This is a genomic window from Acidithiobacillus sulfurivorans (genome assembly GCF_018853815.1).
GTDB classification, from domain to species: Bacteria; Pseudomonadota; Gammaproteobacteria; order Acidithiobacillales; family Acidithiobacillaceae; genus Acidithiobacillus; species Acidithiobacillus sulfurivorans.
Map to the genome: position 1 here is coordinate 36082 of NZ_JAAOMP010000036.1, position 22372 is coordinate 58453.

Below are 22372 nucleotides of genomic sequence, written 5' to 3' on the forward strand. Positions count from 1 at the left end.
GATGCGGCTCCGGATTCTTGCCATCGGCAACAAAATGCCGGCCTGGGTGGAAAGCGGTGTCGCTGAATATGCAGCCAGAATGCCGCCGCAGTGTCGAGTGGAATGGCGCGCCCTGCCCATGGCCAAAAGGGGACGCAGTGGCGACCCGATCCGGTGGCGGCGTGAAGAAGGGGAGCGAATACGGACTGCCACGCCTGCAGGGTCCGAGAAAGTCGCCCTGGAAGTGGGTGGCAAAGTACTGAGCAGTGAGGCCTTGGCGCAGCGTATGGATGTCTGGTTTCTGGGTGGCCGCGACGTCACCTTCTGGATCGGCGGACCGGATGGACTGGACCCCGAACTACAAGCCGACTGGCAATGGTCACTGTCGGCATTAACCATGGCGCATCCTGTTGTGCGGGTAGTTTTAGCGGAACAATTATATCGGGCCTGGAGCATTCAGGCCGGATTACCCTATCATCGTGGCGCAGAGGAGTGACGCTGACGTGAAGCAAATGTGGATAAAACCGGGAGTCATCCGGATAGGTATTGCCCTGACCCTGAGTCTCGGACTAAGCGCCTGTGCGCAAATGGTGGAAGTCAGCCCCCAGCAAAGCAGTTCCGATGCCATTGCCGTGCAGGCAGGTCGGGAGCACATTCTGGCCCTTTCACCTGCCGTCAATGATGCCCAGCTTGCACCGGTTAAAAGAGCATTGACAGCCGCTCAATCCGCGCAGTCCCGGGGCGATTATCTCCTGGCAGAGCGCGAAACCCTGCTGGCGAAAGTATTGCTGGATAATATTCAGGTTCGTCTCAAGAGCTCTCCCGGCAGCAGTCAGCGCCAGGCCCTGCAGAGCCAGATCGCCCATCTGCAAAGCCAGATCGCCATAACCCACCAGCAAATAGATGCCACCAAGGCACAAATAGCCAAGGAGTCTCAATAATGCGCGCCCACGCTCTGATTGCTGCCGCCCTGTTGTTGTCATTTCCCGCGCTGGCCAGTGCCGATGTCGCAACCACCCGGGTATTACAACAATCCCTGCAACGCCTGCAGAATGCCCAGCGCAGCGGACCCGCCATTCCACCCACTACCTTGTCGGGCTTGCAGGAATCCCTGCAAATGATGACCCGTGATCAGGTCAACCCGGCCATCTTTCAGGTCGACAAAGCCATTTTTGACGCCCGGATGGCCGGCCTGCAGGAACAACGCCAATCCATCCATCAGCAGACCGGCCTGAGCAAGCTACAACAACAGGTTCACTCACTGACTAGCCAGCATCAGGCCCTGCAGAACGAATATGCGCGACTCCGCCAGCAACTGGCCAGCAAAACCATGACCAGCGCGCAAACCCAACATTTGCAGACAGAAATTCAACAACAAAAACAGATGCTACAGGCCGAAGAAAAGCATCTCGCCAGCCTTGCCAAACAACCACCAAGTTCGCTAAACGGCATATCCAGCAGTGCTGCCATTACCAGCACCAGCACCACGAGCCTGCCTGCTTATGGCAAGGCTTTGACCGTATATGCCCAGGTGCAGGCCGCCAGCGATGGCGTGCATGTTTCCATGCCCGCCGATAGTCTTTTTGGCAGCGACAACCGTCTGAGTAATGATGGTGAACAACGTTTGCAGGCTATTTCCCGCATTCTCAAGCAAAGTAATGCCCATGAAATTCTGGTGCGGGTAGCTCCCCAGCCGCTGGGAGCCAATGCGGCCACCCAGCGCGCCGAAGCCATTTTGCGCAATCTGCGGCGTAATGGCGTCCCCGACCAGTCTCTGGCCCTGGCAACGGGTTCCGGCCTGGCGGCGGGAACCGCCGAGCTGCTTCTGGTGAATGCCAGCCCCACTTCGTGAGCAAGCTGATTCTGGCATCGGCTTCTCCCCGGCGACTGGCCCTGCTCCGGCAACTGGGCTATGACCCGCAGGTGCAGGTTGCCGATGTCGATGAAACAGCGCAAGCCGGTGAACCCCCGGAACGTCTGGCGCAGCGCCTGGCGCGCAGCAAAGCCACGGCCCTGGCAGGAAGTCATCCAGAAAATCTGATTCTTGCCGCCGATACGGTGGTTGCTCTGGCCGGACAAGCATTTGGCAAGGCCCGCGACGCTGCCGACGCCTATGCCATGTACGCGACACTCGGCGGGAAAAACCATCAGGTACATACGGCAGTTGCCCTGCTGCATGATGGACAGGTCGATGAACTCCTGCACAGCAGCACCGTGCGCCTGCGCAGCATGTGCCCCCAGGAAATGGCGGATTACTGGGCCAGCGGGGAACCTGCAGACAAGGCGGGGGCCTATGCCATACAGGGCTTGGGTGCGATTTTTGTCGAACATCTTCAGGGCTCGTTCAGTGGCGTCATGGGCTTGCCCCTTTTTGAAACAGCCCGGCTTTTATCTCAATGCGGCTTTCCGCCACCCGCATTTTCAGGATCCACATGAGCGAAGAACTTCTCATCAATGTCACCCCCCAGGAAATCCGCGTCGCACTGGTAGATAACGGCGTACTCCAGGAACTGCAGGTAGAACGCAGCGGCCATCGCGGACTGGTCGGGAATATATACAAAGGCGTCGTGCGCCGGGTATTACCCGGCATGCAGGCCGCCTTTGTCGATGTTGGACTGGATCGCACCGCCTTTTTGCATGCTGCCGACATTCAGGATGACAGCGAAGAACTAAACGGCGAAACCGACATTGAAACCCGCCCCGGTCATCATGAAGTCCGCAATGTTTGTACCCTGTTGCACGAAGGTCAGGAAGTTCTGGTACAAGTCATCAAGGATCCGGTCGGCAGTAAGGGCGCGCGTCTGACAACCCGGATTACCTTGCCGGGAAGATACCTTGTCTACATGCCCTTTGTTCCCCGTATCGGGGTTTCCACCCGCATTGAGTCACCGGAAGAACGGTCCCGGCTCAAGGACGAACTCAAAGCCGCCATTCCTGCTGATGAAGCCGGTGGCTACATCATCCGCACCCTGGCCGAAGGGGTTGAACACCAGGATTTTGTCGGAGACATTGATTTTCTGCGCCGCCTGTGGAGTTCGATCCGCCGCCAATTGGAAAACAGCAATGCTCCCTGCCAGATTCACAGTGATTTGAACCTCGCCATGCGCATGATGCGCGATGTCATGTCGGACAACATCGAAAGGGTACGCATTGATTCCCGTGAGACTTATGAGGCGGCAGTGAGTTTTTGCCAGCACGTCATTCCGGAAGTCGCCGACCGCATGGAGCACTATAGCGGCGAGCGCCCCCTCTTTGATCTCTACAATGTGGAAGATGAAATTGAAAGGGCCCTGCAAAGCCGGGTCACCCTCAAATCCGGCGCTTACCTGATCATTGATCAGACCGAGGCGCTCACAACGGTGGATGTGAATACCGGGGGATTTGTCGGGCGTCGCAATCAGGAAGACACCATTTTCAAAACCAATCTGGAAGCCGCCGCTGCCATTGCCCGACAAATGCGCCTGCGGAATATTGGCGGCATGATCATCATTGATTTCATTGATATGGATGATGAGGAACACAAAAGACGGGTGCAGCGCGCCCTGGAAAAAGCCATTCAGAATGACCGCACCCGTTGCAATATTACCCAGATTTCAGCCTTGGGCCTGGTGGAAATGACCCGCAAGCGCACCCGCGAAAGCCTCCGCCAGACCCTGTGCGAACCCTGCTCCTATTGTCATGGTCGTGGTTTTCTGAAAACGGCAGAAACCATCTGCTACGAAATCCTGCGGGAAATTGTCCGGGAAAGCCGGGCTTATCCTGCCGAGCGTTTCGTCGTATTGGCTTCACCCATGGTTATGGAAAAACTGCTCGACGAAGAAAGCACCAGTCTTGCGGCGCTTGAGGAATTCATCGGCCGCCCCATCAAGGTACAGGCGGAAGCCACCTATACCCAAGAGCAGTACGACATCATTTTGATGTGAATACTGATCCTGAGAACGGCTCTTGGCCGGGAGGCTTTGCCGCGACTTTGGCCCGCGCCGTTGTTGTTCTTGGTGAAATCCTGCGCCCGTCAGGAGAGCTGTCTGAGCCCAAAGGGCGAGTTCTCTCCTGACAGCAGGATGAGCCTTAGAACAACAGGCAAGGGACGTGGGAGCAAAAAGCCTTCCGGCCAAGAGCCGTTCTCAGGCTGGCCCCCTCAATCCGGACCTTGCGTGATAATCTGTGGCCGTAGGCGGGCAACAATTTTCGGGCTTAATACGGCACCCAGGGCGGCTGGCCCCGGAAAGGGGCCATGTGCTTCGCGAAAAGCGACAATAGCCACAGCACGCTTTTCGCCCACCCCCTTCAAACAGCGCAACTGTTCCGTGCCGGCCTGATTGATATTCACTTGGGGTGGACAGTTTTTACCTTTGCCCCAGGCCATGTTGACACCCAGCAAGGTTGTCAGGAACAGCACCAAAGCATAGCGCAACAGCATCGGCATGGTAGCCTCAGCCCTGTAAGGCCGCCCGAATCTGATCTCCCATGACAGCCAGTTCCGTTGCCGGAGTATCCGTAGCATGGGCAAAATTCAGGTCCGGAATAGCATTCATGGGAATCAGATGGATATGGGTATGAGGAACTTCCAGCCCGGCCACCATAATCCCGACCCGCTTGCACCCGGTGACTTTTTCCAGCGCCGGAACCACGCGTTTGGCAAAGGGTAATAGTCCGGCGAGGGTCTGATCATCCAGGGTGAAAATATAATCATGCTCCTTTTTGGGAATAACCAGGGTATGTCCGGGACGAACCGGGCGGATGTCCAGAAAGGCCAGATAATGTTCGTCTTCCAGCAGCTTCTGGGCAGGGATTTCGCCGGCGATAATGCGGGTAAATAAAGTGGTCATGCTTCCTCCTTCAATTGTGCCAAAACCAATTCTGCAGCATCCAGGGTGGCCTTGATTTCAGCATCACCATGCGCCGCAGAAACAAACCCGGCTTCGTAGGCACTGGGTGCCAGATAAACGCCTTGCGCCAACAGTCCATGGAAAAAGCGCGCATAGCGCCGGCTGTCGGCACGCATGACCGCATCAAAACCGCGTACGGGTTCGTCGCTGAAAAACCAGCCAAACATGGCCGGAACCTGATTAATCTGTAACGGGATAGCGGCAGCCTTGGCGCGCTCCGCCAGTCCGTCGCACAATTTTCGGGTTTGCACGGCCAGCTTGTCATGAAATCCGGGCTCGCTCAGCAACTGCAAGGTCTTTAGGCCCGCCGCCATCGCCACCGGATTCCCCGACAGGGTCCCCGCCTGATAAACGGGGCCATTAGGAGCCAGATATTCCATGATTTCCCTGGGACCGCCCAGTGCTCCCACCGGCAATCCGCCGCCGATGATTTTCCCGAAAGTCGTCAAATCCGGCCGCACCCCATAAAGGCTCTGGGCACCTCCCAACGCCACCCGGAAGCCGGTCATGACTTCATCAAATATCAGGATCGTTTCATACTGGTCGCACAGCGCCCGTAAGCCTTCCAGAAAACCCGGCTCTGGAGGTACACAACCCATGTTACCCGCTACCGGCTCAACGATGATGGTGGCCACATCAAAACCATATTGCTGCATCATTTGTTCTACCGCAGACAAATCGTTGTAAGGGAGAACCAGGGTATCCTGACTGACTTCCCGAGGAATCCCGGCACTGGAGGGCTGCCCCAGGGTCAGGGCGCCGGAACCGGCTTTTACCAACAAACTGTCACTATGGCCGTGGTAATTCCCCTCAAACTTGATGATTTTATCGCGGCCGGTATAACCCCGGGCCAGGCGAATAGCCGACATCACCGCTTCGGTGCCACTGGAGGTCATGCGCACCGACTCAATACCCGGAACCAGCCGGCAAACCATCTCGGCCATGTCTACTTCAATAGCGGTGGGGGCACCAAAACCCAAACCCTTATCCACCTGGGCATGAACGGCGGCCCGAACCTCCGGATGATTATGACCGAGAATCATGGGCCCCCACGAGCCTACATAATCCACATAGCGTTTGCCTTCCACATCCCAAAAATACGCGCCTTCGGAATGGTCCATAAAGATGGGATCTCCGCCCACACCACGAAAAGCCCGCACCGGAGAATTCACGCCGCCGGGAATACACAGCTGGGCTGCCTTGAATAAATCGTGAGAAGTCTGGGTCATCATTACTCCTTGGGAATATTCCTGGGATGATCAAATAATACCGCAAAGCGCCGGGCGGCTGCTTCCACCTGTTCCGAGGCAAACACCCCGGAAATCACCGCCAGGGCATCAGCCCCTGCAGCAATCAGCGCTCCGCCATTATCCTCGGTAATTCCGCCAATGGCGACCAGTGGAATATCCAGTTCTGCACGGGCCTTTCGCAAAACCTGCAGATCTACGCGAGGGGCCTGCGGCTTGCTCGGCGAGGCAAAAAAAGCACCAAAAGCCACATAATCCGCCCCGGCCTTGACGACTTCCTGAGCTTTAGCCAGCGAAGCATAGCAGGATACGCCAATGCACAGATCACGACCAAAAGCCTGGCGCAACCCGGCCAAAGGCGCATCGTCTGCGCCGACATGCAGAGCCGGGGCCTGAACCGCTCGCACCAGCTCGGGATCATCATTCACCACAAACAGGGCGCCATACTGAGTGCAAAGTTCACGCAGGGCACCCGCCTGCTGCCGTCGCCGCGCATGGTCCTGCCGGGGGTCGCCCTTATCCCGATACTGCAAAATCCTTGCCCCGCCCCGTAAGGCGGCTTCGGCTTTTTCCAGAAAAACCGCTTCCGGCATCCAGCGCGGATCGGTAATGGCGTATAAACCGGCAATGGCATTGCGCGTTTTTGCACTCATTTCAATGGCTGCTTTCAGGATGATAAAAACGGTTGGGAAAAAACTGACCACTCCCCAGAGGGTAGGCATGACGCAACGCGGCATGGGTGAAATCAAGGGCTCCTTCTATGGCTTGCATCACTTCTAAACCCTTGGCCAGTCCCGCAGCAACAGCAGAAGCCAGGGTGCAACCTGAACCATGATATTGATGAGGAAGTCGTTCCTGAATAAAAGTCTGCTGCAGAATGCCCCCCCGAAAAACCAGGTTTTCCAGCTTCGGGCCTTCGCCATGTCCACCGGACAATAAAACCCATTGGGCACCCTGAGCATTGAGTTGTGCAGCAGCAGCCTGCAAGTCTGCTGCGCCCGTCAAAGCCTGCGCCTCAGGCCCGTTGGGCGTGATAATGGTCACCTTTGGTAAAAGCTCCGTGCATATAGCCTCCCGCAATCCCATGCCAGCCAAAGAAGTACCCCCACCAGCCGTCATGACCGGGTCCAGCACCACCGGTATTTGCGGGTAAGCATTCAGGAGTTCGACCACGGCTCTGACCATCTCAGCGGAGCCCAACATCCCGATCTTGATCACCCGTACCGGAATATCATCCAGTATGACCTGAGCCTGCTGCAGGCATTCCGCCGGGGCCACCCGACTAAAGCGCTGAACATTGACTGAGTCCTGAATGGTCAGCGCGGTAATGGCGGTGCAGGCGTGGACGCCAAGACGGGCACAAGTTAACAGATCAGCCTGTATGCCGGCGCCAGCACTAGGGTCAGAACCGGCAATACTGAGCACGACAGGAGGAATTTCAGAGAGTTCGTGAAGTAAAATATTGTGCATGGACAAACCTCAAATCCGGCAGGAAAATTGCTTTCACTTGCCACGCAAATCCTATCCTAACGACATCATTCATGGAGGAAAACCACATGCGGCAATTGCCGGAGTTGAGTCTAGCAGAAAAACTGGTCCATACGGGATTTATTTTCCTGGTGGGATTGGGCCTTTTGGTCGCAGAAGCCTATGTATACGTTACAGTAGGTGGTAATAATGGCCTTACAGTACAGGCTGTTGCTGAACATTATTATGGCAATCGCAGTTCCAGCACGCTGCAAACCGTCCTGCCGCGCATGATGGGTTACGCCGGGATGTCGGCAGCCGATAAACCGAAAATGGTTGCCGCAGTCAATCACTGGATTGCTTCAGGCGAAACCGAGGCGGATTACAATTCGGCCATAAAACCCTTGATCGCCGGAAACTGTTTGAAGTGTCACAGTGTTGCCATGACCAAGGTCCTTCACAACCCGCCTTTGGTTACTTACGGCGATGTCAAAACCGTGGCCAAGGTCGATACGGGGATGAGCCTCAGTACCATGCTGCTGAACGGTATGATTCACCTGACCATGCTCGGCGTAATTTTTTGGGTGGCTGGCTGGATATTCAGCAAATCGCGCTTCCCCAACAGCATCAAATACCCACTGATCATCCTGCCTTTTATTGCCATGCTCGTAGATTTCAGTGGCTGGTTCCTGACCCATCAGAATCCGGCTTTCGTCTGGCTGGTACTGATTGGTGGCGCTCTGTCCTGTCCAATTGCCTTGCTGGAAATGCTCCTGAGCCTGATCCAGATGTGGTTTGTGAAGCCGCGACTTCAAGCTGCCTGATCAAATTGCATCCCCCCAGAAATGTCAGCCCCCGCATGGGGGCTTTTTCGTCAGGTTGTGCTGTATTTTCTGTGGATAACTTTGTGGATATAAACCGCAGAACTCAGATTTTTAAGCTTTGTTCCATTACTGAAACAGATTTCACCTGTTTTGTAACTTTATTTTTCTTTAAAAACCAATAAATTAAAAAACATACCGAAAGCATGTTAAGAACAAAGTGCCATAAGCTCCTTATAAACGCTTTGTGGAAAACTTATTCATCCCGCTGCGGTTTCAGGGGGCCGGCACAGAACCCAAACGCCTTATGCAGAGCCAGTTTTCCGTGCCTTCCCTGCAACCCGGGCAAACAGCCGATCATAAAGAGCAATGGGTAAGTGCCGCAAAATCATTCCCACTATCCCCATCTGCCAGGGAACAACCATCCAGGCCTGACCACGGTCGATGGCCCTACGCATTCTCTGCGCCGCCTGCTCCGGGGCCATCAGCCAGGGCATGGGATAGTGATTAGCCGCCGTCATCGGAGTGGCAATGTAACCTGGAGCGATACAACAAACACGGATACCCTGTACCCTCAATTCCAGTCGCAGACTTTCCAGATAGGCAATCACTCCCGCCTTGGATGCACAATAGGCAGCCGCTCCAGGCAGGCCACGAAACCCGGCGACACTGGCAATTCCGGCAATGCGCCCACCCTGCGCCATATAAGGCAGGAAGGCCGTACAGGTGTTATCCATACCAAGCAAATTGGTGGTGATGATTTCGGCAAAAACCGGACGATCATCCTGCTCCCTGGCCAGAGTCCCATGACTGATTCCTGCATTGGCAATTAACACCTTGATTTCACCAAATTCATCCGAAAAATTTAGAGCCGCCGCGTCCAGGGTTGTCACATCACCCACATCAACTTTCATCACCCGCACAACAGCCCCTCGGGAACGCGCCAGACTTGCCGTAGCTTCGAGGCTCTGCAGACTGCGGCCCAGGAGTAACAGCGGCCGGTCCGGTTCCGCATAAGCCAGTGCCAAGGCCTGTCCGATCCCACTGCCCGCCCCGGTAATTACGACAGATCCCTTCGACATAAGAATTCTTCCTTTGTAAGATCAGAGAGATACCACAGTTAATGAATTATCCTGTTTCATATCTAAAACGGATCATGAATTATTATTAAAAATATCATAAAAAATTATTTTTATCGCTGTTAATAAATTATTTTTTATAAAGTATATAAAATAAAATAAACAAATAAAGCATTTAAAAAACATGATGATAAACTATTAATATTGGGTTTTATAGGGATAAATAAAAAAATTTAGCCCTGTTCAGTTAACAAATCCCGGCTGGCCGGATTATATACTGGCGCAGATCGTGTCACTTGGCTATACTGCAGCGACTGATTGTCGTGTCCAAACATCACGATTTTACCGCCAAGCACTCGACCAGGTTACGTATGAGCCGTGATTCAAACTTATCCGCGCTGCACAACGGAGATGCCCTCTGGGAAGCTCTCTGCATACAGCTGCAGGAACAGACAACACCTCAGCAGTTCAATACCTGGCTTCGCCCTTTGCGTGGCGAGCTGCATGGTAACGAATTTCATCTGTTTGCCCCCAACCCCTTTGTCATGCAGTGGGTCAGGGAACGGCTGATGGATTTGCTGGAAGCCGTTCTCGCCGAGCTGGCTCCGGGGATGCTGCTCCGCTTCAATCTGGATACGACAGCGGCGGCTCCTGCACCGGAGCCCCAAAGCAGCACTGCGCCCAGCCCCGTCAGTACAGATCCGCGCAACGGTAATCGCCTCAATCCCGGCTTTTCCTTTCAATCCTACGTAGAGGGCAAGTCCAACCAGCTCGCCGTAGCGGCAGCGCGACAAGTTTCCGAGCATCCGGGTAAATCCTACAATCCCCTGTACATATATGGGGGAGTCGGTCTTGGTAAAACCCATCTCATGCAAGCTGTTGGCAATGCCATCCTCCAGCGCAACGCAGACGCCAAAGTGCTTTATGTCAGCGCCGAAGGTTTCATCATGGACATGGTGCGTTCTCTGCAACATAACACCATCAACGATTTCAAGCAGCGTTATCGCAAACTCGATGCCCTACTTATTGATGATATTCAGTTTTTTGCTGGCAAGGATCGCACCCAGGAAGAATTTTTTCATACTTTCAACGCGCTGTTTGATGGTGGCCGACAAATCATCATTACCTGTGACCGCTACCCCAAGGAAGTCGAACGTCTGGAAGAAAGACTCCAGTCGCGTTTCGGTTGGGGACTCACCGTCGCCATTCAACCGCATGATCTGGAAACCCGTATGGCTATTGTTCTTTGCAAGGCTGAAGAAATTGGCATAGAACTACCCGAAGAAGTAGCTTTTTTCATTGCCGAAAAAATCCGCTCCCATGTGCGTGAACTGGAAGGCGCGTTAAGGCGGGTCGTCGCCCACGTCAATTTTACCCATAAGCCGTACAATCTGGATACTGCCAGGGAAGCCTTGCGGGATCTCATTGACGTTCAGAAACGCATGGTCAGCCTGGAAAACATCCAGAAAGTCGTTGCCGAATATTTTCATATACGTGGCTCTGACATGCAGTCCAAGCGGCGCAGTCGTAATATTGCCCGCCCCCGCCAAGTCGCCATGTCGCTCACCAAGGAGCTGACCAATCACAGCCTGCCGGAAATCGGTGAGGCCTTCGGTGGTCGCGATCACACCACCGTACTACATGCCTGCCGACAAATTGAAAAGCTTCGTCAGGAAGACTCTCAAATCAATGAAGATTATAACAATTTGCTACGGATACTGGGCGCATGACCGGGTTAAGGAACAAGCTGTGGAAAAGCCCATGGAAAAGTACTGTGCTGAGCATGTATGAAAACTGCCGCTCATTTTTATCCCCGATCATACCGGCTTATCCACAGTTTACCGGCGCTATGTCTAATGCAAAAAAAATACGCCTAACAATGACTTATGTGGGTTTTCCACAGGCCTTCAGGCCCTTAATAATAATAGTAGTTAAAAAGAAGAATATAATTTATTTAATTAATACCATAAGGAGCATTTCCTGATGAAACTCACCATGGATCGTGAAGACATACTGCCCATTTTGGCGAATATGGCGAATATTGCTGATCGCAGACCTATTCAACCCATTCTTGCCCATGTGCTGATCGAAGCTGCCGGACAACATTGCCGTTTCATCGCCACAGATCAGGAAGTGCAGCTCAGTGTAGACAAGGATCATCCGGTAGATACTCCCGGAAGTTGCGCGGTTCCTGCCCGTAAACTTTATGATATTTGCCGGGCCTTGCCAGAACACACCCCTCTGGAGTTTCACAAGGATGGCGAAAAACTGTTACTGAAAGCCGCTAAAAGTCGCTTTACCCTGCATGTACTACCCGCTGAACAATTTCCCTATCTCAATATTCACAGCAGTCGCTGCCAGGGTGATTGCGAAGCCGCTTTATTTCGGGAGGCGCTGGCCGTAACCGCCAACACCATGGCGCAAAATGATGCCCGCATCTTTCTCAATGGGGTTCTTCTCGAAGTACAAGGTCAGGAAATGCGCCTGGTAGCCACGGATGGTCATCGCCTTTCCATGATGACTTTGCCATTTGCCAATAGTCTGGAAGACGAAAGTTTCCAGTGCATTCTTCCACGCAAAGCCGTCATGGAATTACTGCGTATTGTCAACGGTGGTAATATTCATCTCTCGCTTTCTGATACCAGTTTTGTACTGGATGATGGTTATCAACAATTTGCCTGTAAACTGATTGATGCCAAGTATCCTGATTATCGGCGGGTTATTCCTCAGGGACATCCTTTTTTCGCGATTCTTGATCGCCAAAGCTTCAAAAGCGCCCTGCAACAAAGTGAAGTACTAGTCAGTGATCGTAATCCCACCACCCAGGTCCATCTGGGCAAAAATCTGATGACCTTGAGCAGTCGTAACGAAGAACAGGAAGAAGGAGAAATCGAACTTTCTGTAGAATATCAAAATGATGAAATGAACATTGCCTTCAACAGCCGCTATCTCACCGATAGCATCCAGATATTTTCTCAGGAAAATATTCGCATGCGCATCAAGGACGGCAACAGTGCAGCCGTTTTCACACCACTGGACTCGGATAATCCGGTTTATATTTTGATGCCGGTGCGGCTCTGATCCGGTCCTGAAAAAAACTGCCTGATGACCCTGGAGACTTTGCAAATTCAGTCGTTGCGTTGTATTCAGAATTTACAACTCTCCACCCATGCCCGGTGGAACTGGTTGATTGGTGCCAACGGTGCAGGAAAAAGTACGGTCCTCGAAGCCCTTCACATTCTGGGTACCGGACAAACCTGGCGGCATGGACCGCGCCACGTTCTGCGCGAAGGCGATTCGGAATACCTGCTCAGTGTGCGGATGTCTGATCATTTCCTGGCTATGCGCAGACGTGGCGAAGAGCGGGAAATACGTTATGATGGGGAGTCTATCCATTCAGCCTGGGAATTGCTGGATATCCTGCCTCTGCAAAGCCTACATGATGATAATAGTCATTTTGTTGCCGGCACGGCGGATGATCGGCGACGGATCATGGATTGGGGAATTTATTATGTGGATCCATACTACGGCACTGTTTTTCGGGAATATCGTCGAGCTCTGGCACAGCGTAATGCCTGGCTGAAAAAACCCCAAGGCAAAAGTCCCTGGGATTCGGCATTAGCTCTGGCCGGAGAAGGTATTCAGCAACGCCGTCAGGATTATCTGACACGCATAGAGCCTTATCTGCAGAAACTCTGGACCAGTTGGTCTGGCGCTACTGAGGTATTGAGTTTGCATCTGCAGAGTGGCTGGAAAGAAGGATTGGCCTTGCAGGAAAGTTTGCAGCGCGATCTGGGACAGGATCGGGAAATGGGATATACCCATAGTGGACCACACCGGGCCAATCTGGTTTTTCGGGTTCGCCAGAAAATGGCCCTGGATATTCTTTCCCGTGGGCAGTTGCGCGTCTTGGGCCTTGCCTATCGCATTGCGCAGTTGCTCCTGCTCAGGGAAGCTGGTTTTGCTTTACCGACCCTATTGATTGATGATTTTGCGGCCGAGCTGGATGAATCCGCCAGAAACTGGTGGGTTGAACAACTGAATGTGCTCAATATACAGGTTTTTGCTGCGGTGACTGCAGCCGGACAAATACCGGCAGGTGTTCAAGGCAGTCATTTTTATCTGGCCCAGGGCCAGCTTGAAAAGGAAATAGTAATATGACGCAAAAGTACGACTCTTCCAGTATCCAGGTGTTGAAAGGGCTGGAAGCAGTACGCAAACGCCCGGGCATGTACATTGGTGACACCGATGATGGCAGTGGCTTACATCATATGGTTTTTGAGGTGGTAGATAATGCCATTGATGAAGCGCTGGGTGGGCATTGCGATACCATTGTGGTCACCATTCATGACGATGATTCGGTCAGTGTCAGTGATAACGGACGGGGTATTCCGGTAGATGTTCATGCCGAAGAAGGTCGTTCTGCCGCTGAAGTCATCATGACTATCCTGCACGCTGGTGGCAAGTTTGACGATAACTCCTACAAAGTCTCGGGTGGATTGCACGGTGTCGGCGTTTCGGTAGTGAATGCCCTGTCCATTTCCCTGCAGCTGCGCATTTACCGGGATGGATTTGTCTGGACCCAGTCCTATGCGGATGGCGCCCCTCTGGCTCCCATCGCCCGGGGAGAAGCCTCGAGCAGACATGGTTCCCTCATTCGTTTCAAACCTTCTCCGGAGGTTTTTGCCGATACCCAGTTCCACTTTGAAATTCTCGCCAAGCGTCTGCGCGAACTGGCTTTTCTGAATTCCGGAGTACACATTACGCTCCTGGATGAACGTGTGAACCGGGAAGAAATTTTCCATTACCACGGCGGCATTCGCGCCTTTGTCGAACATCTCAATCGCAGTAAAACCGCCATTCATCCGCATGTGATCACCCTGGCTGGCGAACGCGACGGGATTGTTGTAGAAGCGGCGCTACAGTGGAATGAAGCCTATAACGAAACCGTGCTGTGCTTCACCAACAATATTCCCCAGAATGACGGTGGAACCCATCTGGCTGGTTTTCGCGCCGCACTGACTCGCACCCTCAATCAGTATATGGAAAGAGAAGGAACCCTGGCCAAAGCCAAGGTTTCCATCACTGGTGACGATGCTCGCGAAGGATTGACAGCGGTACTTTCCGTAAAAGTGCCAGATCCCAAGTTCTCCTCACAAACCAAGGACAAACTGGTTTCCAGTGAAGTGAAACCGGTGGTCGAATCTTCCATGGCCGAGGCCCTTACTATTTTTCTGGATGAACATCCCAAGGAAGCCCAGGCTATTGCCGCGAAAATCGTCGACGCCGCACGGGCCCGGGAAGCCGCCCGCAAGGCGCGTGAATTGACGCGCCGCAAAGGGGCTCTGGATATTGCCAACCTTCCGGGCAAACTGGCGGATTGTCAGGAAAAAGATCCCAGTCTCTGTGAAATTTATCTGGTGGAAGGAGATTCGGCAGGTGGTTCTGCGAAACAGGGCAGGGATCGTCGTCATCAGGCCATTTTGCCCCTCAAAGGAAAAATTCTGAACGTCGAACGGGCGCGTTTCGATAAAATGCTGTCTTCGGATGAAATCGGCACCCTCATTACCGCTCTGGGCACCGGTATCGGCAAGGAAGATTTTAATCTGGCCAAGTTACGTTACCACCGCGTCATTATCATGACGGATGCGGATGTGGATGGTAGTCATATTCGTACCTTGCTGCTGACATTTTTTTACCGGCAAATGCCGGATCTGGTGAATCGTGGTCATGTATATATTGCCCAGCCACCTTTATACAAGGTTAAAAAAGGCAAAGACGAACGCTATATCAAAGATGATACGGAACTGGCAGCTTATCTGCGTGAAATCGCCATGCATGGTGCTGAATTTCACCTTTCTGCAAATAGTGAAGCCGTCAGTGTGGATCAGCTTGCTGGCATGATGCGGCAATACCAGAATATTGAAGCTCTGGTACAGCGTCTGGAAAGGCGTTATCCCGCAACTCTGCTCTGGGCGCTGGCAACCCTGCCGCCCATTACTGCAGAAACCGCTCATAATGGCGACTGGGACCAGTTTGCTGAATGGCTACGTAGTGCCCTCAGTGCAACAGCTTTACCCGCAGAACATTATCAAGTCGAGATAATCGGCGAAGCGGACGGATTACGACTGGTGGTCCGGCGTGAACATCATGGCAGTCAGGAAGTCCGTTTTTTTGACCAGGATTTTTTCGCGGGAGGGGAATACCGGCATCTGGCTGAATATGCCAAAAATATTGAAGGCAACATGCATCCTGGTGCAGTAATCAAAAGGGGCGAGAAAAATCGCGAGGTTCAGCGTTTCCGGGAGGCGATGGACTGGCTTTTGGCAGATGCCCGCAGGGGCGTGGAAATACAGCGTTACAAAGGTCTCGGTGAGATGAATCCGGAGCAGCTCTGGGAAACCACCATGAATGCTGAAAATCGTAGATTGGTTCGGGTTGACGTGGAAGATGCCATCGCGGCCGATGAAGTGTTTTCCATGTTGATGGGTGATGCGGTAGAACCGCGTCGGCGATTCATTGAAGAAAACGCCCGCTTTGTCTCCCGACTGGATATTTAGCCCGTAAACCGGTTTCAGGCGGCAACATCCTGATCAAAACGCAAGGTGATGGGCCAGTGGATAATTTCCATCTGGCCATCCATGTGTTCCACCAGCGCCGTACAGCTTTCCACCCAGTCGCCATCATTGTAGTAAAGTATGCCATCAATGCTTTTTTGTTCAGCATGATGAATATGGCCACAAATAACCCCGGCATAACCCCGGCGGGCGGTTTCTTCGGCAAGCAGATGTTCGTAGTCGTTGATAAATTGCACGGCCTTTTTGACCCGGTACTTGATGTAGGCACTCAGGGACCAGTGCCGGCGCAGGCCCAGACGACGGAAGGCGGATTGCAGCAGGCGATTGAGCCAGAGTAACAGGGTATAACCATGATCACCGAGATGAATCAGCCAGGTAGCATAACGCATGGCCGCATCAAATTGATCCCCATGAATGACCCAGAGTTTTTTTCCATCGGCGGTTTCATGAACGGTCTCACTGAGAATGGCAATATCGCCCAGGGAAATGCTCTCATCATCCTGACCCTGAACATAATCAGAGAGCAGCTCATAGACGGGATCATGATTTCCGCGAATATAGCGGACCACGACACCCGAACGCGCCAGACGCAGGATTTTCTGGACGACGGTATTGTGGCTGCGCGGCCAATACCAGCGTATCTTGAGTCGCCATAAATCAATGATGTCGCCGACCAGATATAATTGCTGGCAGGAATTGTGGCGCAGGAAGTCGAGCAGACTTTCTGCCTGACAGCCTCGGGTCCCGAGGTGGACATCGGACAGGAAAATACTGCGGTAATGAGGCATAGTTTCGTCCTGAAAACGTGACATACGTCTATAATGCCAGCAAAATGTGACAGTTTGATGAAAGTGGATGGCGTGTATGCCTCTGCGCGAATGGGGAGATACGGGTGCTGAATTTAGTTGGTTTTGAATATAAAGAGCTTTTTACAGATGAGGGCATTGCGCGCCTGGATCAGGAATTTTTTGCGAGTCTGAATAAATCAGATACCGCCCTTGCCGAAGCCCTGCATGATTACCGTGCCCAGGGCCTGCTTCCGGCGAGTAAGGAACAAAGCGAATTTCTGCTGCGTCTGGCTCCCCATCTGGAACAGTTTATTACCCGCTTATTCGGTCTGGAAAAAGAAGTATCTGAATTACAGACACAAACCCGCAGTCATGATGTCGTCATGGATTTCAAAAAGCATTTTGTGTTGCGCCGCGCCCGGCGTTATCGCGGAGAATTCCCGGAGACTTTTGCGGATATTGATCAATGGCTGGATAGCCAGATACGCCAACGCGCCTGGCCAGATACGGATCGTGAGTGGGCGATTTCCCGGCTCGGTGAAGATTGGCTCAAGGATGAAAATACCCATGCTGAGGAGATTCAGCGCCTGATCCAATGGTGTGCCCGGATTCTTCAGGATCCCCAGGCAGCTCTGGCGGTTACGGGTTGGTCGAGCTTCCGTTTGCCCCAGCGGGTAGATCATGAGGCCCTCGTGCCACTCAAAAAACTCGATCAGGTGCCCGGTACACCATTTGTGGCACCCGACGGCACCCTGCGTCGCCGCGACAGCTTTCATCTGACGGATTTGCGCATGGACCCGCGCAGCGTGCAGAGCGAAGTCCATTATTGTCTCTATTGTCATGATCATGACGGTGATTTTTGCTCCAGGGGATTCCCCGAGAAAAAAGGCGTGCCGGAACTGGGCCTGAAGGTTGATCCTCTGGGCGTGACCCTGACGGGCTGTCCCCTCGAAGAAAAAATTTCGGAAATGCAGATTCTCAAACGGGACGGACTGAATCTGGCCGCATTGGCCATGGCCATGGTTGATAATCCCATGGTTCCCGCTACTGGCCATCGCATCTGCAATGATTGCATGAAAGCCTGTGTGTACCAGAAGCAGGACCCGGTCAACATTCCCCAGGTTGAAACCCGCATTTTGACCGATGTCCTCAATCTCCCCTGGGGGATTGAGCTGTATGATTTGCTGACCCGCTGGAATCCATTGCGCGCCGTTCAATTTGCTGCGCAACCATATAATGGGCGCAAGGTGCTGGTGGCAGGCATGGGGCCGGCGGGGTTCACCATGGCCCAGCACCTGCTGCAGGAAGGCTGTGCAGTAGTGGGTATTGATGGACTGAAAATCGAACCGCTGCCGGAAGCCTGGTTGACCGCGCCGATTCGTGACTGGAGCACCTTGCAGGAAGACCTGGACGAGCGGATTCTGCTGGGTTTTGGCGGAGTTGCGGAATATGGCATCACCGTGCGTTGGGACAAGAACTTTCTCAAACTCATTTACCTGACATTGGCCCGGCGTCCCGGCTTTCAGATTTTTGGTGGCGTGCGTTTGGGTGGCACCATCACCCTGGAAGATGCCTGGTCTCTGGGGTTTGATCATGTCTGTATTGCCACCGGTGCGGGTTTGCCCAGGGTAGTCCCCATGGGCGAAAGTCTGGCGCGGGGCATGCGTCAGGCCAGTGATTTCCTGATGGCCCTGCAGCTGACCGGTGCCGGGAAAAAGAGCAGCCTCGCCAATTTGCAGGTACGCTTGCCGGCAGTGGTCATTGGTGGTGGTCTCACAGCAGTGGATACCGCCACCGAAGTACAGGCCTATTACATTCGTCAGGTTGAAAAAGCCCTTGAGCGTTATGAGCAGATGTCCCAGCGCGTCGGGGAAGAAAAAATGCGTGCCGGACTTTCTGCCGAAGACACGGAAATTCTCGAAGAATTTCTTGCCCACGGGCGGGCCGTTCGCCAGGAACGGGAACGCGCGCAGGAAACCGGAGAATCCCCGAATTTTGTCCCCCTGATTCAATCCTGGGGTGGGGTCACGCTGGCTTATCGCAAGGGTATGCGGCAATCCCCGGCTTATACGCGCAACCATGAAGAATTGATCAAGGCCATGGAAGAGGGCCTGTATTACGCAGAGGGTCTGGACCCCTTGCGTGCTGAACTGGATACCTATGGACACATTGCCCACATGGTATTCCGGCAGATGCGCGAAGCTGAAGGCCGTTGGCTGACCAGTGATCAGGAGTTGCGTTTGCCTGCTCGTGCGGTGTTTATTGCGGCGGGAACCGTACCGAATACCATTTATGAAAGAGAGTATCCCGGTACCCTGCTGCTGGATGGGGATCATTTTCAGACCCATGTTGCCCACGGCAAGAGCGCTCTCCAGGCGGTGCAGGTGGCTGAACACTGCAAGGCACCGGAAGCCGGTCCATTCACTTCCTATACGGATGAGCAAGCGCATCGCGTCAGCTTCATTGGTGATACGCATCCGGTGTTTCATGGTAGCGTGGTCAAGGCCATTGCCTCGGCTAAAGCCAGTTATCCGCAGGTCATGCACAGCCTTACCGCCCTCGCTCCGGTAGCTCAACATAAGCTGTTAGATTTTCAGGAAACCTTGCGGGATTTGCTGACCATGCGGGTGTTGCGCGTGGATCGCAGTAATCCGGCGGTAACTGAAATGTGGATTAAAGCCCCCCAGGCCGCCCGTAATTTCCGGCCGGGCCAGTTTTTCCGGCTGCAGACTTTTGAGAGTCATAGCCCGGTTGTGAATAATACCCGCTTGCAGATTCCGGTTCTGACCGTCAGTGGTGCTGGCGTCGAAGAAGATGCGGTGCGTCTGATGGTACTGCAGTGGGGAACCGGACCGCGTCTGGTAGGTAGCCTGGAACCCGGCGATCCCTTGATATTAATGGGTCCGACGGGAGCGCCGACCGATATTCCCCAAAATAAAACGATTTTGGTGGTGGCAGGACGTTGGGGTGCTGCGGTCATGCTCGATATCGGTCCCGCGCTGCGTGCTGCGGGTAATCGGGTCCTGTATGTCGCCGCCCTGGGTAAAGCCAGTGAACTGGATAATCAGGGGGAGCTGGAAGAAGCGGCGGATCAGATTATCTGGTGCACGGGGAGTGGCCCGCTGATTACAACGCATCGTCCTCAGGACTTAAGTGTTGAAGCCAGTGATATGGTGGAATTATTACGTGCCTACGGAGCCGCTGAACTTTCCGGTCAGAGTACGGTGCAAGGGGCGGTAGCCTTGGAACAGGTAGATCGCTTGATGGTCATGGGTTCTACCGGATTATTAAAAGGCTTTCAGCAGGCTCTGAAAGGATCTCTCAGTGCTTATTTCCGCAGTGATCTGGAAGCGGTAGCCACGGTAGGAAGCCCGATGCAGTGTATGCTCAAAGGCGTCTGCGCCCAGTGTTTGCAGTGGCAGATTGATCCGGAAACCGGCAAGCGTACCAAAGCGGTATTTTCCTGCGCCGGCCAGGACCAGCCCCTGGCCTGGGTAGATCTGGATAACCTGACTGCACGTCAGAGTCAGAATCGCTTACTGGAAAGAATTTCCAGTCAGTGGCTGGATCATTTGCGCGCTGAGAAAAATTAAAGCTAAAAACACCCTAAAAGCGGCAGTTGGCCTGGAGGGTGTTTTGCAGCGACTTTGGCCCGAGCCTTTGATAAAAACTTAATGCTGATCAGGAAACAGGATGTTCAGTTCCAGCACCTCAAAGTCACCTTTACGTTCCATACTGACCTTGATGTTGTTTTTATCCACGGGAATATACTTGGCAATAACCGCCAGTAATTCTTCTTGCAGGGCGGGCAAAAAATCAGGTCCCCCTTCCTCCCTTTCATGGGCAAGAATAAGTTTTAAACGGTCTTTGGCGACATTGGCCGTTTTTTTCCGGGAACCGAGAATATAATCAAGTAAGGACATATCAGCCTCCAAAAAGCTTTTTGAAAAAACCCACTTTCGGAGCCTGAATAAATCGGAGGGGTTTTTCTTCACCCAGGAAGCGAGCTACTACATCCTTATAAGCTTCAGCCACATCGGTGTTTCCCATATGCACGGCGGGAATACCCTGGTTGGAAGCCTGCAGCACCACTTCTGATTCGGGAATGACACCCAATAGCGGCGTCCTTAGTAATTCCTTGACGTCTTCCATGGAAAGCATTTCACCGTCTTCCACCCGCTTGGCGGAATAACGGGTCAGCAGCAAATGTTCCTTGACTGGTTCTTCTCCCTGTTCGGCTCGACGTGATCGTGCAGCAAGAATGCCCAGAATCCGGTCGGAGTCGCGCACTGAAGAAACTTCCGGGTTGGTGACGACGATCGCCTCATCCGCATGATATAAGGCCATGAGCGCCCCTGATTCAATGCCGGCTGGCGAATCACAGACAATATAATCAAAGTCTTTGCGCAGTTCGTCCATAACTGTGGTAACCCCTTCAACGGTCAAGGCATCTTTATCGCGGGTTTGTGATGTGGGGAGCACATACAGGTTTTCGCAGTGTTTGTCCTTGATCAGGGCCTGCTGGAGCTTTGCCTCGCCCTGAATGACGTTGATGAGATCGTAAACCACCCGACGCTCGCAACCCATAATGAGATCAAGATTGCGTAAGCCCACGTCAAAATCTATGACGACCGTTTTATACCCGCGCAGCGCGAGGCCGCTGGCAAAAGCTGCGCTGGTGGTGGTTTTGCCGACGCCACCTTTTCCTGAAGTAATGACGATTATTCTGGCCACGTTTCTTTTCTCCGGATCATTATGAATTTAAGGGGGTAATATGCAATTGCTCGTCCCGGCTGTAAACCTGCGCAGGTTTTCCCCAAAGAGGGTGGTCCGGTTCGAGGGTCCGATATAACCCTGCGATGGAAACTAGTTCTGCCTCCAGCGCCATACAAAATATACGGGCATTTTCATCTCCGTTGACTCCGGCCAAAGCGCGACCGCGCAGCGGTCCGTAAACATGAATGTTGCGGTCAGCGATGATTTCAGCTCCGGCGTTGACGGTTGCCATACAGACCAGATCGCCATTACGCGCGTAATTGCGTTGTCCGCTGCGCACCGGGAGCTCAATGAGCAGGCCAGCAGATGGAGCTGCGCTGGGTGCGGGAGATGGCTGGCTTATGGTTACTTCGGAGTTCACTGGAGAGCGCTGGGCTTGTCCACGCAATACCGGAAGGTGAAGGGATGTGGCCAGCAACTGATGGGGTGTTGCGGCATTGCGTATGCCTACGGGCATCCAACCTGCAGTCCTTAATACCTGCATGATTTTTTCGAGGGCCAGCGGGGCTTCTTCGGGAATGCCGCTCAGGTCCAAGACCAGCGGTGATTCCTGATGGAATGCCGCCGCAGCAGGATGACGGCAGTGTTCTTCGTCAATGCGCACCTTGAGCAAGGCCGGGTCATTACTTTCCAACTGTAAAACAGAAAGCGTAAACACGCCCCCACTCAAGCGTAAAGGGGAAAATTCGGGAGAGCCCGCTTCTGTTTTTTTAGCAGACATGTTTCACGTGAAACATTTCATGATCTC

Annotated in this window: 21 protein-coding genes; 11 read left to right on the forward strand and 10 right to left on the reverse strand. The window is 53.3% G+C overall.

From position 1 onward, the window contains the following. Position 1: 1 nt before the first annotated feature. From rlmH to rng, 5 genes are read left to right on the forward strand one after another with little or no spacing between them, the layout of a single operon-like run. Positions 2-475 carry a 23S rRNA (pseudouridine(1915)-N(3))-methyltransferase RlmH gene (gene rlmH, locus HAP95_RS03850; protein WP_215883034.1) on the forward strand — a complete coding sequence of 158 codons (474 nt, stop codon included), beginning with the start codon at positions 2-4 and terminating at the stop codon, positions 473-475. Positions 476-491: 16 nt separating this feature from the next. Beyond that, complete coding sequence (locus tag HAP95_RS03855; RefSeq protein WP_215883119.1) at positions 492-920, forward strand: hypothetical protein; 429 nt, start codon at positions 492-494, stop codon at positions 918-920. Beyond that, positions 920-1831: a hypothetical protein gene (locus tag HAP95_RS03860; protein WP_215883035.1), complete on the forward strand. Its 912-nt coding sequence runs from the start codon at positions 920-922 to the stop codon at positions 1829-1831. The genes HAP95_RS03855 and HAP95_RS03860 overlap by 1 nt, the downstream gene beginning before the upstream one ends. Beyond that, positions 1828-2415, forward strand: a complete 588-nt coding sequence (locus HAP95_RS03865) for a Maf family protein (protein WP_215883036.1) — start codon at positions 1828-1830, stop codon at positions 2413-2415. Before HAP95_RS03860 ends, HAP95_RS03865 begins: the two co-directional genes overlap by 4 nt. Further along, the gene (rng, locus tag HAP95_RS03870) at positions 2412-3902 is read left to right on the forward strand and encodes a ribonuclease G (RefSeq protein WP_215883037.1); all 1491 of its coding nucleotides are present in this window, start codon (positions 2412-2414) and stop codon (positions 3900-3902) included. Before HAP95_RS03865 ends, rng begins: the two co-directional genes overlap by 4 nt. 215 nt (positions 3903-4117) lie before the next feature. Here the strand turns inward: rng and HAP95_RS03875 are convergent, their stop codons facing one another. From HAP95_RS03875 to thiD, 5 genes are read right to left on the reverse strand one after another with little or no spacing between them, the layout of a single operon-like run. After that, positions 4118-4405 (reverse strand): ComEA family DNA-binding protein, encoded by a 288-nt coding sequence (locus tag HAP95_RS03875; RefSeq protein WP_215883038.1) that lies wholly within the window; start codon positions 4403-4405, stop codon positions 4118-4120. Between the two features lie 7 nt (positions 4406-4412). Next, positions 4413-4808 (reverse strand): HIT family protein, encoded by a 396-nt coding sequence (locus tag HAP95_RS03880; RefSeq protein WP_215883039.1) that lies wholly within the window; start codon positions 4806-4808, stop codon positions 4413-4415. Further along, positions 4805-6097, reverse strand: a complete 1293-nt coding sequence (hemL, locus tag HAP95_RS03885; protein ID WP_215883040.1) for a glutamate-1-semialdehyde 2,1-aminomutase — start codon at positions 6095-6097, stop codon at positions 4805-4807. The genes HAP95_RS03880 and hemL overlap by 4 nt, the downstream gene beginning before the upstream one ends. A 2-nt stretch (positions 6098-6099) precedes the next feature. Continuing rightward, the gene (gene thiE / locus HAP95_RS03890) at positions 6100-6768 is read right to left on the reverse strand and encodes a thiamine phosphate synthase (RefSeq protein ID WP_215883041.1); all 669 of its coding nucleotides are present in this window, start codon (positions 6766-6768) and stop codon (positions 6100-6102) included. A gap of 1 nt (position 6769) precedes the next feature. Then, entirely contained in the window at positions 6770-7585 is an 816-nt protein-coding gene (gene thiD, locus HAP95_RS03895; protein ID WP_215883042.1) for a bifunctional hydroxymethylpyrimidine kinase/phosphomethylpyrimidine kinase, read from the reverse strand. 86 nt (positions 7586-7671) lie between these two features. Here thiD and HAP95_RS03900 point away from each other — a divergent pair, with 86 nt between their 5' ends. Further along, positions 7672-8406 (forward strand): Aq_1264-related membrane protein, encoded by a 735-nt coding sequence (locus HAP95_RS03900; RefSeq protein ID WP_215883043.1) that lies wholly within the window; start codon positions 7672-7674, stop codon positions 8404-8406. 302 nt (positions 8407-8708) lie between these two features. Here HAP95_RS03900 and HAP95_RS03905 read toward each other — a convergent pair whose 3' ends face one another. Further along, entirely contained in the window at positions 8709-9485 is a 777-nt protein-coding gene (locus HAP95_RS03905) for an SDR family oxidoreductase (protein ID WP_215883044.1), read from the reverse strand. A gap of 293 nt (positions 9486-9778) precedes the next feature. Between HAP95_RS03905 and dnaA the strand changes: the two genes are divergently transcribed. The 4 genes from dnaA (at position 9779) to gyrB (ending at position 16042) form a co-directional block, all read left to right on the forward strand. Continuing rightward, complete coding sequence (dnaA, locus tag HAP95_RS03910; protein ID WP_226832529.1) at positions 9779-11212, forward strand: chromosomal replication initiator protein DnaA; 1434 nt, start codon at positions 9779-9781, stop codon at positions 11210-11212. Between the two features lie 253 nt (positions 11213-11465). Then, positions 11466-12563: a DNA polymerase III subunit beta gene (gene dnaN, locus HAP95_RS03915; protein ID WP_215883045.1), complete on the forward strand. Its 1098-nt coding sequence runs from the start codon at positions 11466-11468 to the stop codon at positions 12561-12563. A 24-nt stretch (positions 12564-12587) separates the two neighbouring features. Continuing rightward, on the forward strand, positions 12588-13643 hold the full coding sequence (recF, locus tag HAP95_RS03920; protein WP_215883046.1) for a DNA replication/repair protein RecF: 1056 nt from the start codon (positions 12588-12590) through the stop codon (positions 13641-13643). Further along, positions 13640-16042 (forward strand): DNA topoisomerase (ATP-hydrolyzing) subunit B, encoded by a 2403-nt coding sequence (gene gyrB, locus HAP95_RS03925; protein WP_215883047.1) that lies wholly within the window; start codon positions 13640-13642, stop codon positions 16040-16042. Before recF ends, gyrB begins: the two co-directional genes overlap by 4 nt. Before the next feature lie 14 nt (positions 16043-16056). On the opposite strand, the gene HAP95_RS03930 is transcribed toward gyrB, so the two are convergent. Next, on the reverse strand, positions 16057-16848 hold the full coding sequence (locus tag HAP95_RS03930) for a UDP-2,3-diacylglucosamine diphosphatase (protein ID WP_226825937.1): 792 nt from the start codon (positions 16846-16848) through the stop codon (positions 16057-16059). Between the two features lie 104 nt (positions 16849-16952). Here HAP95_RS03930 and HAP95_RS03935 point away from each other — a divergent pair, with 104 nt between their 5' ends. Continuing rightward, entirely contained in the window at positions 16953-20441 is a 3489-nt protein-coding gene (locus HAP95_RS03935; RefSeq protein WP_215883048.1) for an FAD-dependent oxidoreductase, read from the forward strand. Between the two features lie 78 nt (positions 20442-20519). On the opposite strand, the gene minE is transcribed toward HAP95_RS03935, so the two are convergent. Genes minE through minC form a run of 3 tightly spaced genes read right to left on the reverse strand, consistent with a single transcriptional unit; the run spans position 20520 to position 22345 of the window. Next, on the reverse strand, positions 20520-20771 hold the full coding sequence (gene minE / locus HAP95_RS03940; RefSeq protein ID WP_215883049.1) for a cell division topological specificity factor MinE: 252 nt from the start codon (positions 20769-20771) through the stop codon (positions 20520-20522). 1 nt (position 20772) lies between these two features. Next, positions 20773-21582 carry a septum site-determining protein MinD gene (minD, locus tag HAP95_RS03945; protein ID WP_215883050.1) on the reverse strand — a complete coding sequence of 270 codons (810 nt, stop codon included), beginning with the start codon at positions 21580-21582 and terminating at the stop codon, positions 20773-20775. A 19-nt stretch (positions 21583-21601) separates the two neighbouring features. Continuing rightward, entirely contained in the window at positions 21602-22345 is a 744-nt protein-coding gene (gene minC / locus HAP95_RS03950; RefSeq protein WP_215883051.1) for a septum site-determining protein MinC, read from the reverse strand. Positions 22346-22372: the final 27 nt, after the last annotated feature.

What these genes read in the sequence shown, in the direction of transcription:
- rng (WP_215883037.1), top strand. Translation starts at nt 2,412, where the DNA reads ATGAGCGAAGAACTTCTCATCAATGTCACCCCCCAGGAAATCCGCGTC.
- HAP95_RS03900 (WP_215883043.1), top strand. Translation starts at nt 7,672, where the DNA reads ATGCGGCAATTGCCGGAGTTGAGTCTAGCAGAAAAACTGGTCCATACG.
- thiD (WP_215883042.1), bottom strand. Translation starts at nt 7,585, where the DNA reads ATGCACAATATTTTACTTCACGAACTCTCTGAAATTCCTCCTGTCGTG.
- thiE (WP_215883041.1), bottom strand. Translation starts at nt 6,768, where the DNA reads ATGAGTGCAAAAACGCGCAATGCCATTGCCGGTTTATACGCCATTACC.
- HAP95_RS03860 (WP_215883035.1), top strand. Translation starts at nt 920, where the DNA reads ATGCGCGCCCACGCTCTGATTGCTGCCGCCCTGTTGTTGTCATTTCCC.
- HAP95_RS03880 (WP_215883039.1), bottom strand. Translation starts at nt 4,808, where the DNA reads ATGACCACTTTATTTACCCGCATTATCGCCGGCGAAATCCCTGCCCAG.
- hemL (WP_215883040.1), bottom strand. Translation starts at nt 6,097, where the DNA reads ATGACCCAGACTTCTCACGATTTATTCAAGGCAGCCCAGCTGTGTATT.
- recF (WP_215883046.1), top strand. Translation starts at nt 12,588, where the DNA reads ATGACCCTGGAGACTTTGCAAATTCAGTCGTTGCGTTGTATTCAGAAT.
- HAP95_RS03875 (WP_215883038.1), bottom strand. Translation starts at nt 4,405, where the DNA reads ATGCCGATGCTGTTGCGCTATGCTTTGGTGCTGTTCCTGACAACCTTG.
- rlmH (WP_215883034.1), top strand. Translation starts at nt 2, where the DNA reads ATGCGGCTCCGGATTCTTGCCATCGGCAACAAAATGCCGGCCTGGGTG.
- minE (WP_215883049.1), bottom strand. Translation starts at nt 20,771, where the DNA reads ATGTCCTTACTTGATTATATTCTCGGTTCCCGGAAAAAAACGGCCAAT.
- HAP95_RS03855 (WP_215883119.1), top strand. Translation starts at nt 492, where the DNA reads ATGTGGATAAAACCGGGAGTCATCCGGATAGGTATTGCCCTGACCCTG.
- HAP95_RS03905 (WP_215883044.1), bottom strand. Translation starts at nt 9,485, where the DNA reads ATGTCGAAGGGATCTGTCGTAATTACCGGGGCGGGCAGTGGGATCGGA.
- HAP95_RS03930 (WP_226825937.1), bottom strand. Translation starts at nt 16,848, where the DNA reads ATGCCTCATTACCGCAGTATTTTCCTGTCCGATGTCCACCTCGGGACC.
- gyrB (WP_215883047.1), top strand. Translation starts at nt 13,640, where the DNA reads ATGACGCAAAAGTACGACTCTTCCAGTATCCAGGTGTTGAAAGGGCTG.
- dnaN (WP_215883045.1), top strand. Translation starts at nt 11,466, where the DNA reads ATGAAACTCACCATGGATCGTGAAGACATACTGCCCATTTTGGCGAAT.
- minC (WP_215883051.1), bottom strand. Translation starts at nt 22,345, where the DNA reads ATGTCTGCTAAAAAAACAGAAGCGGGCTCTCCCGAATTTTCCCCTTTA.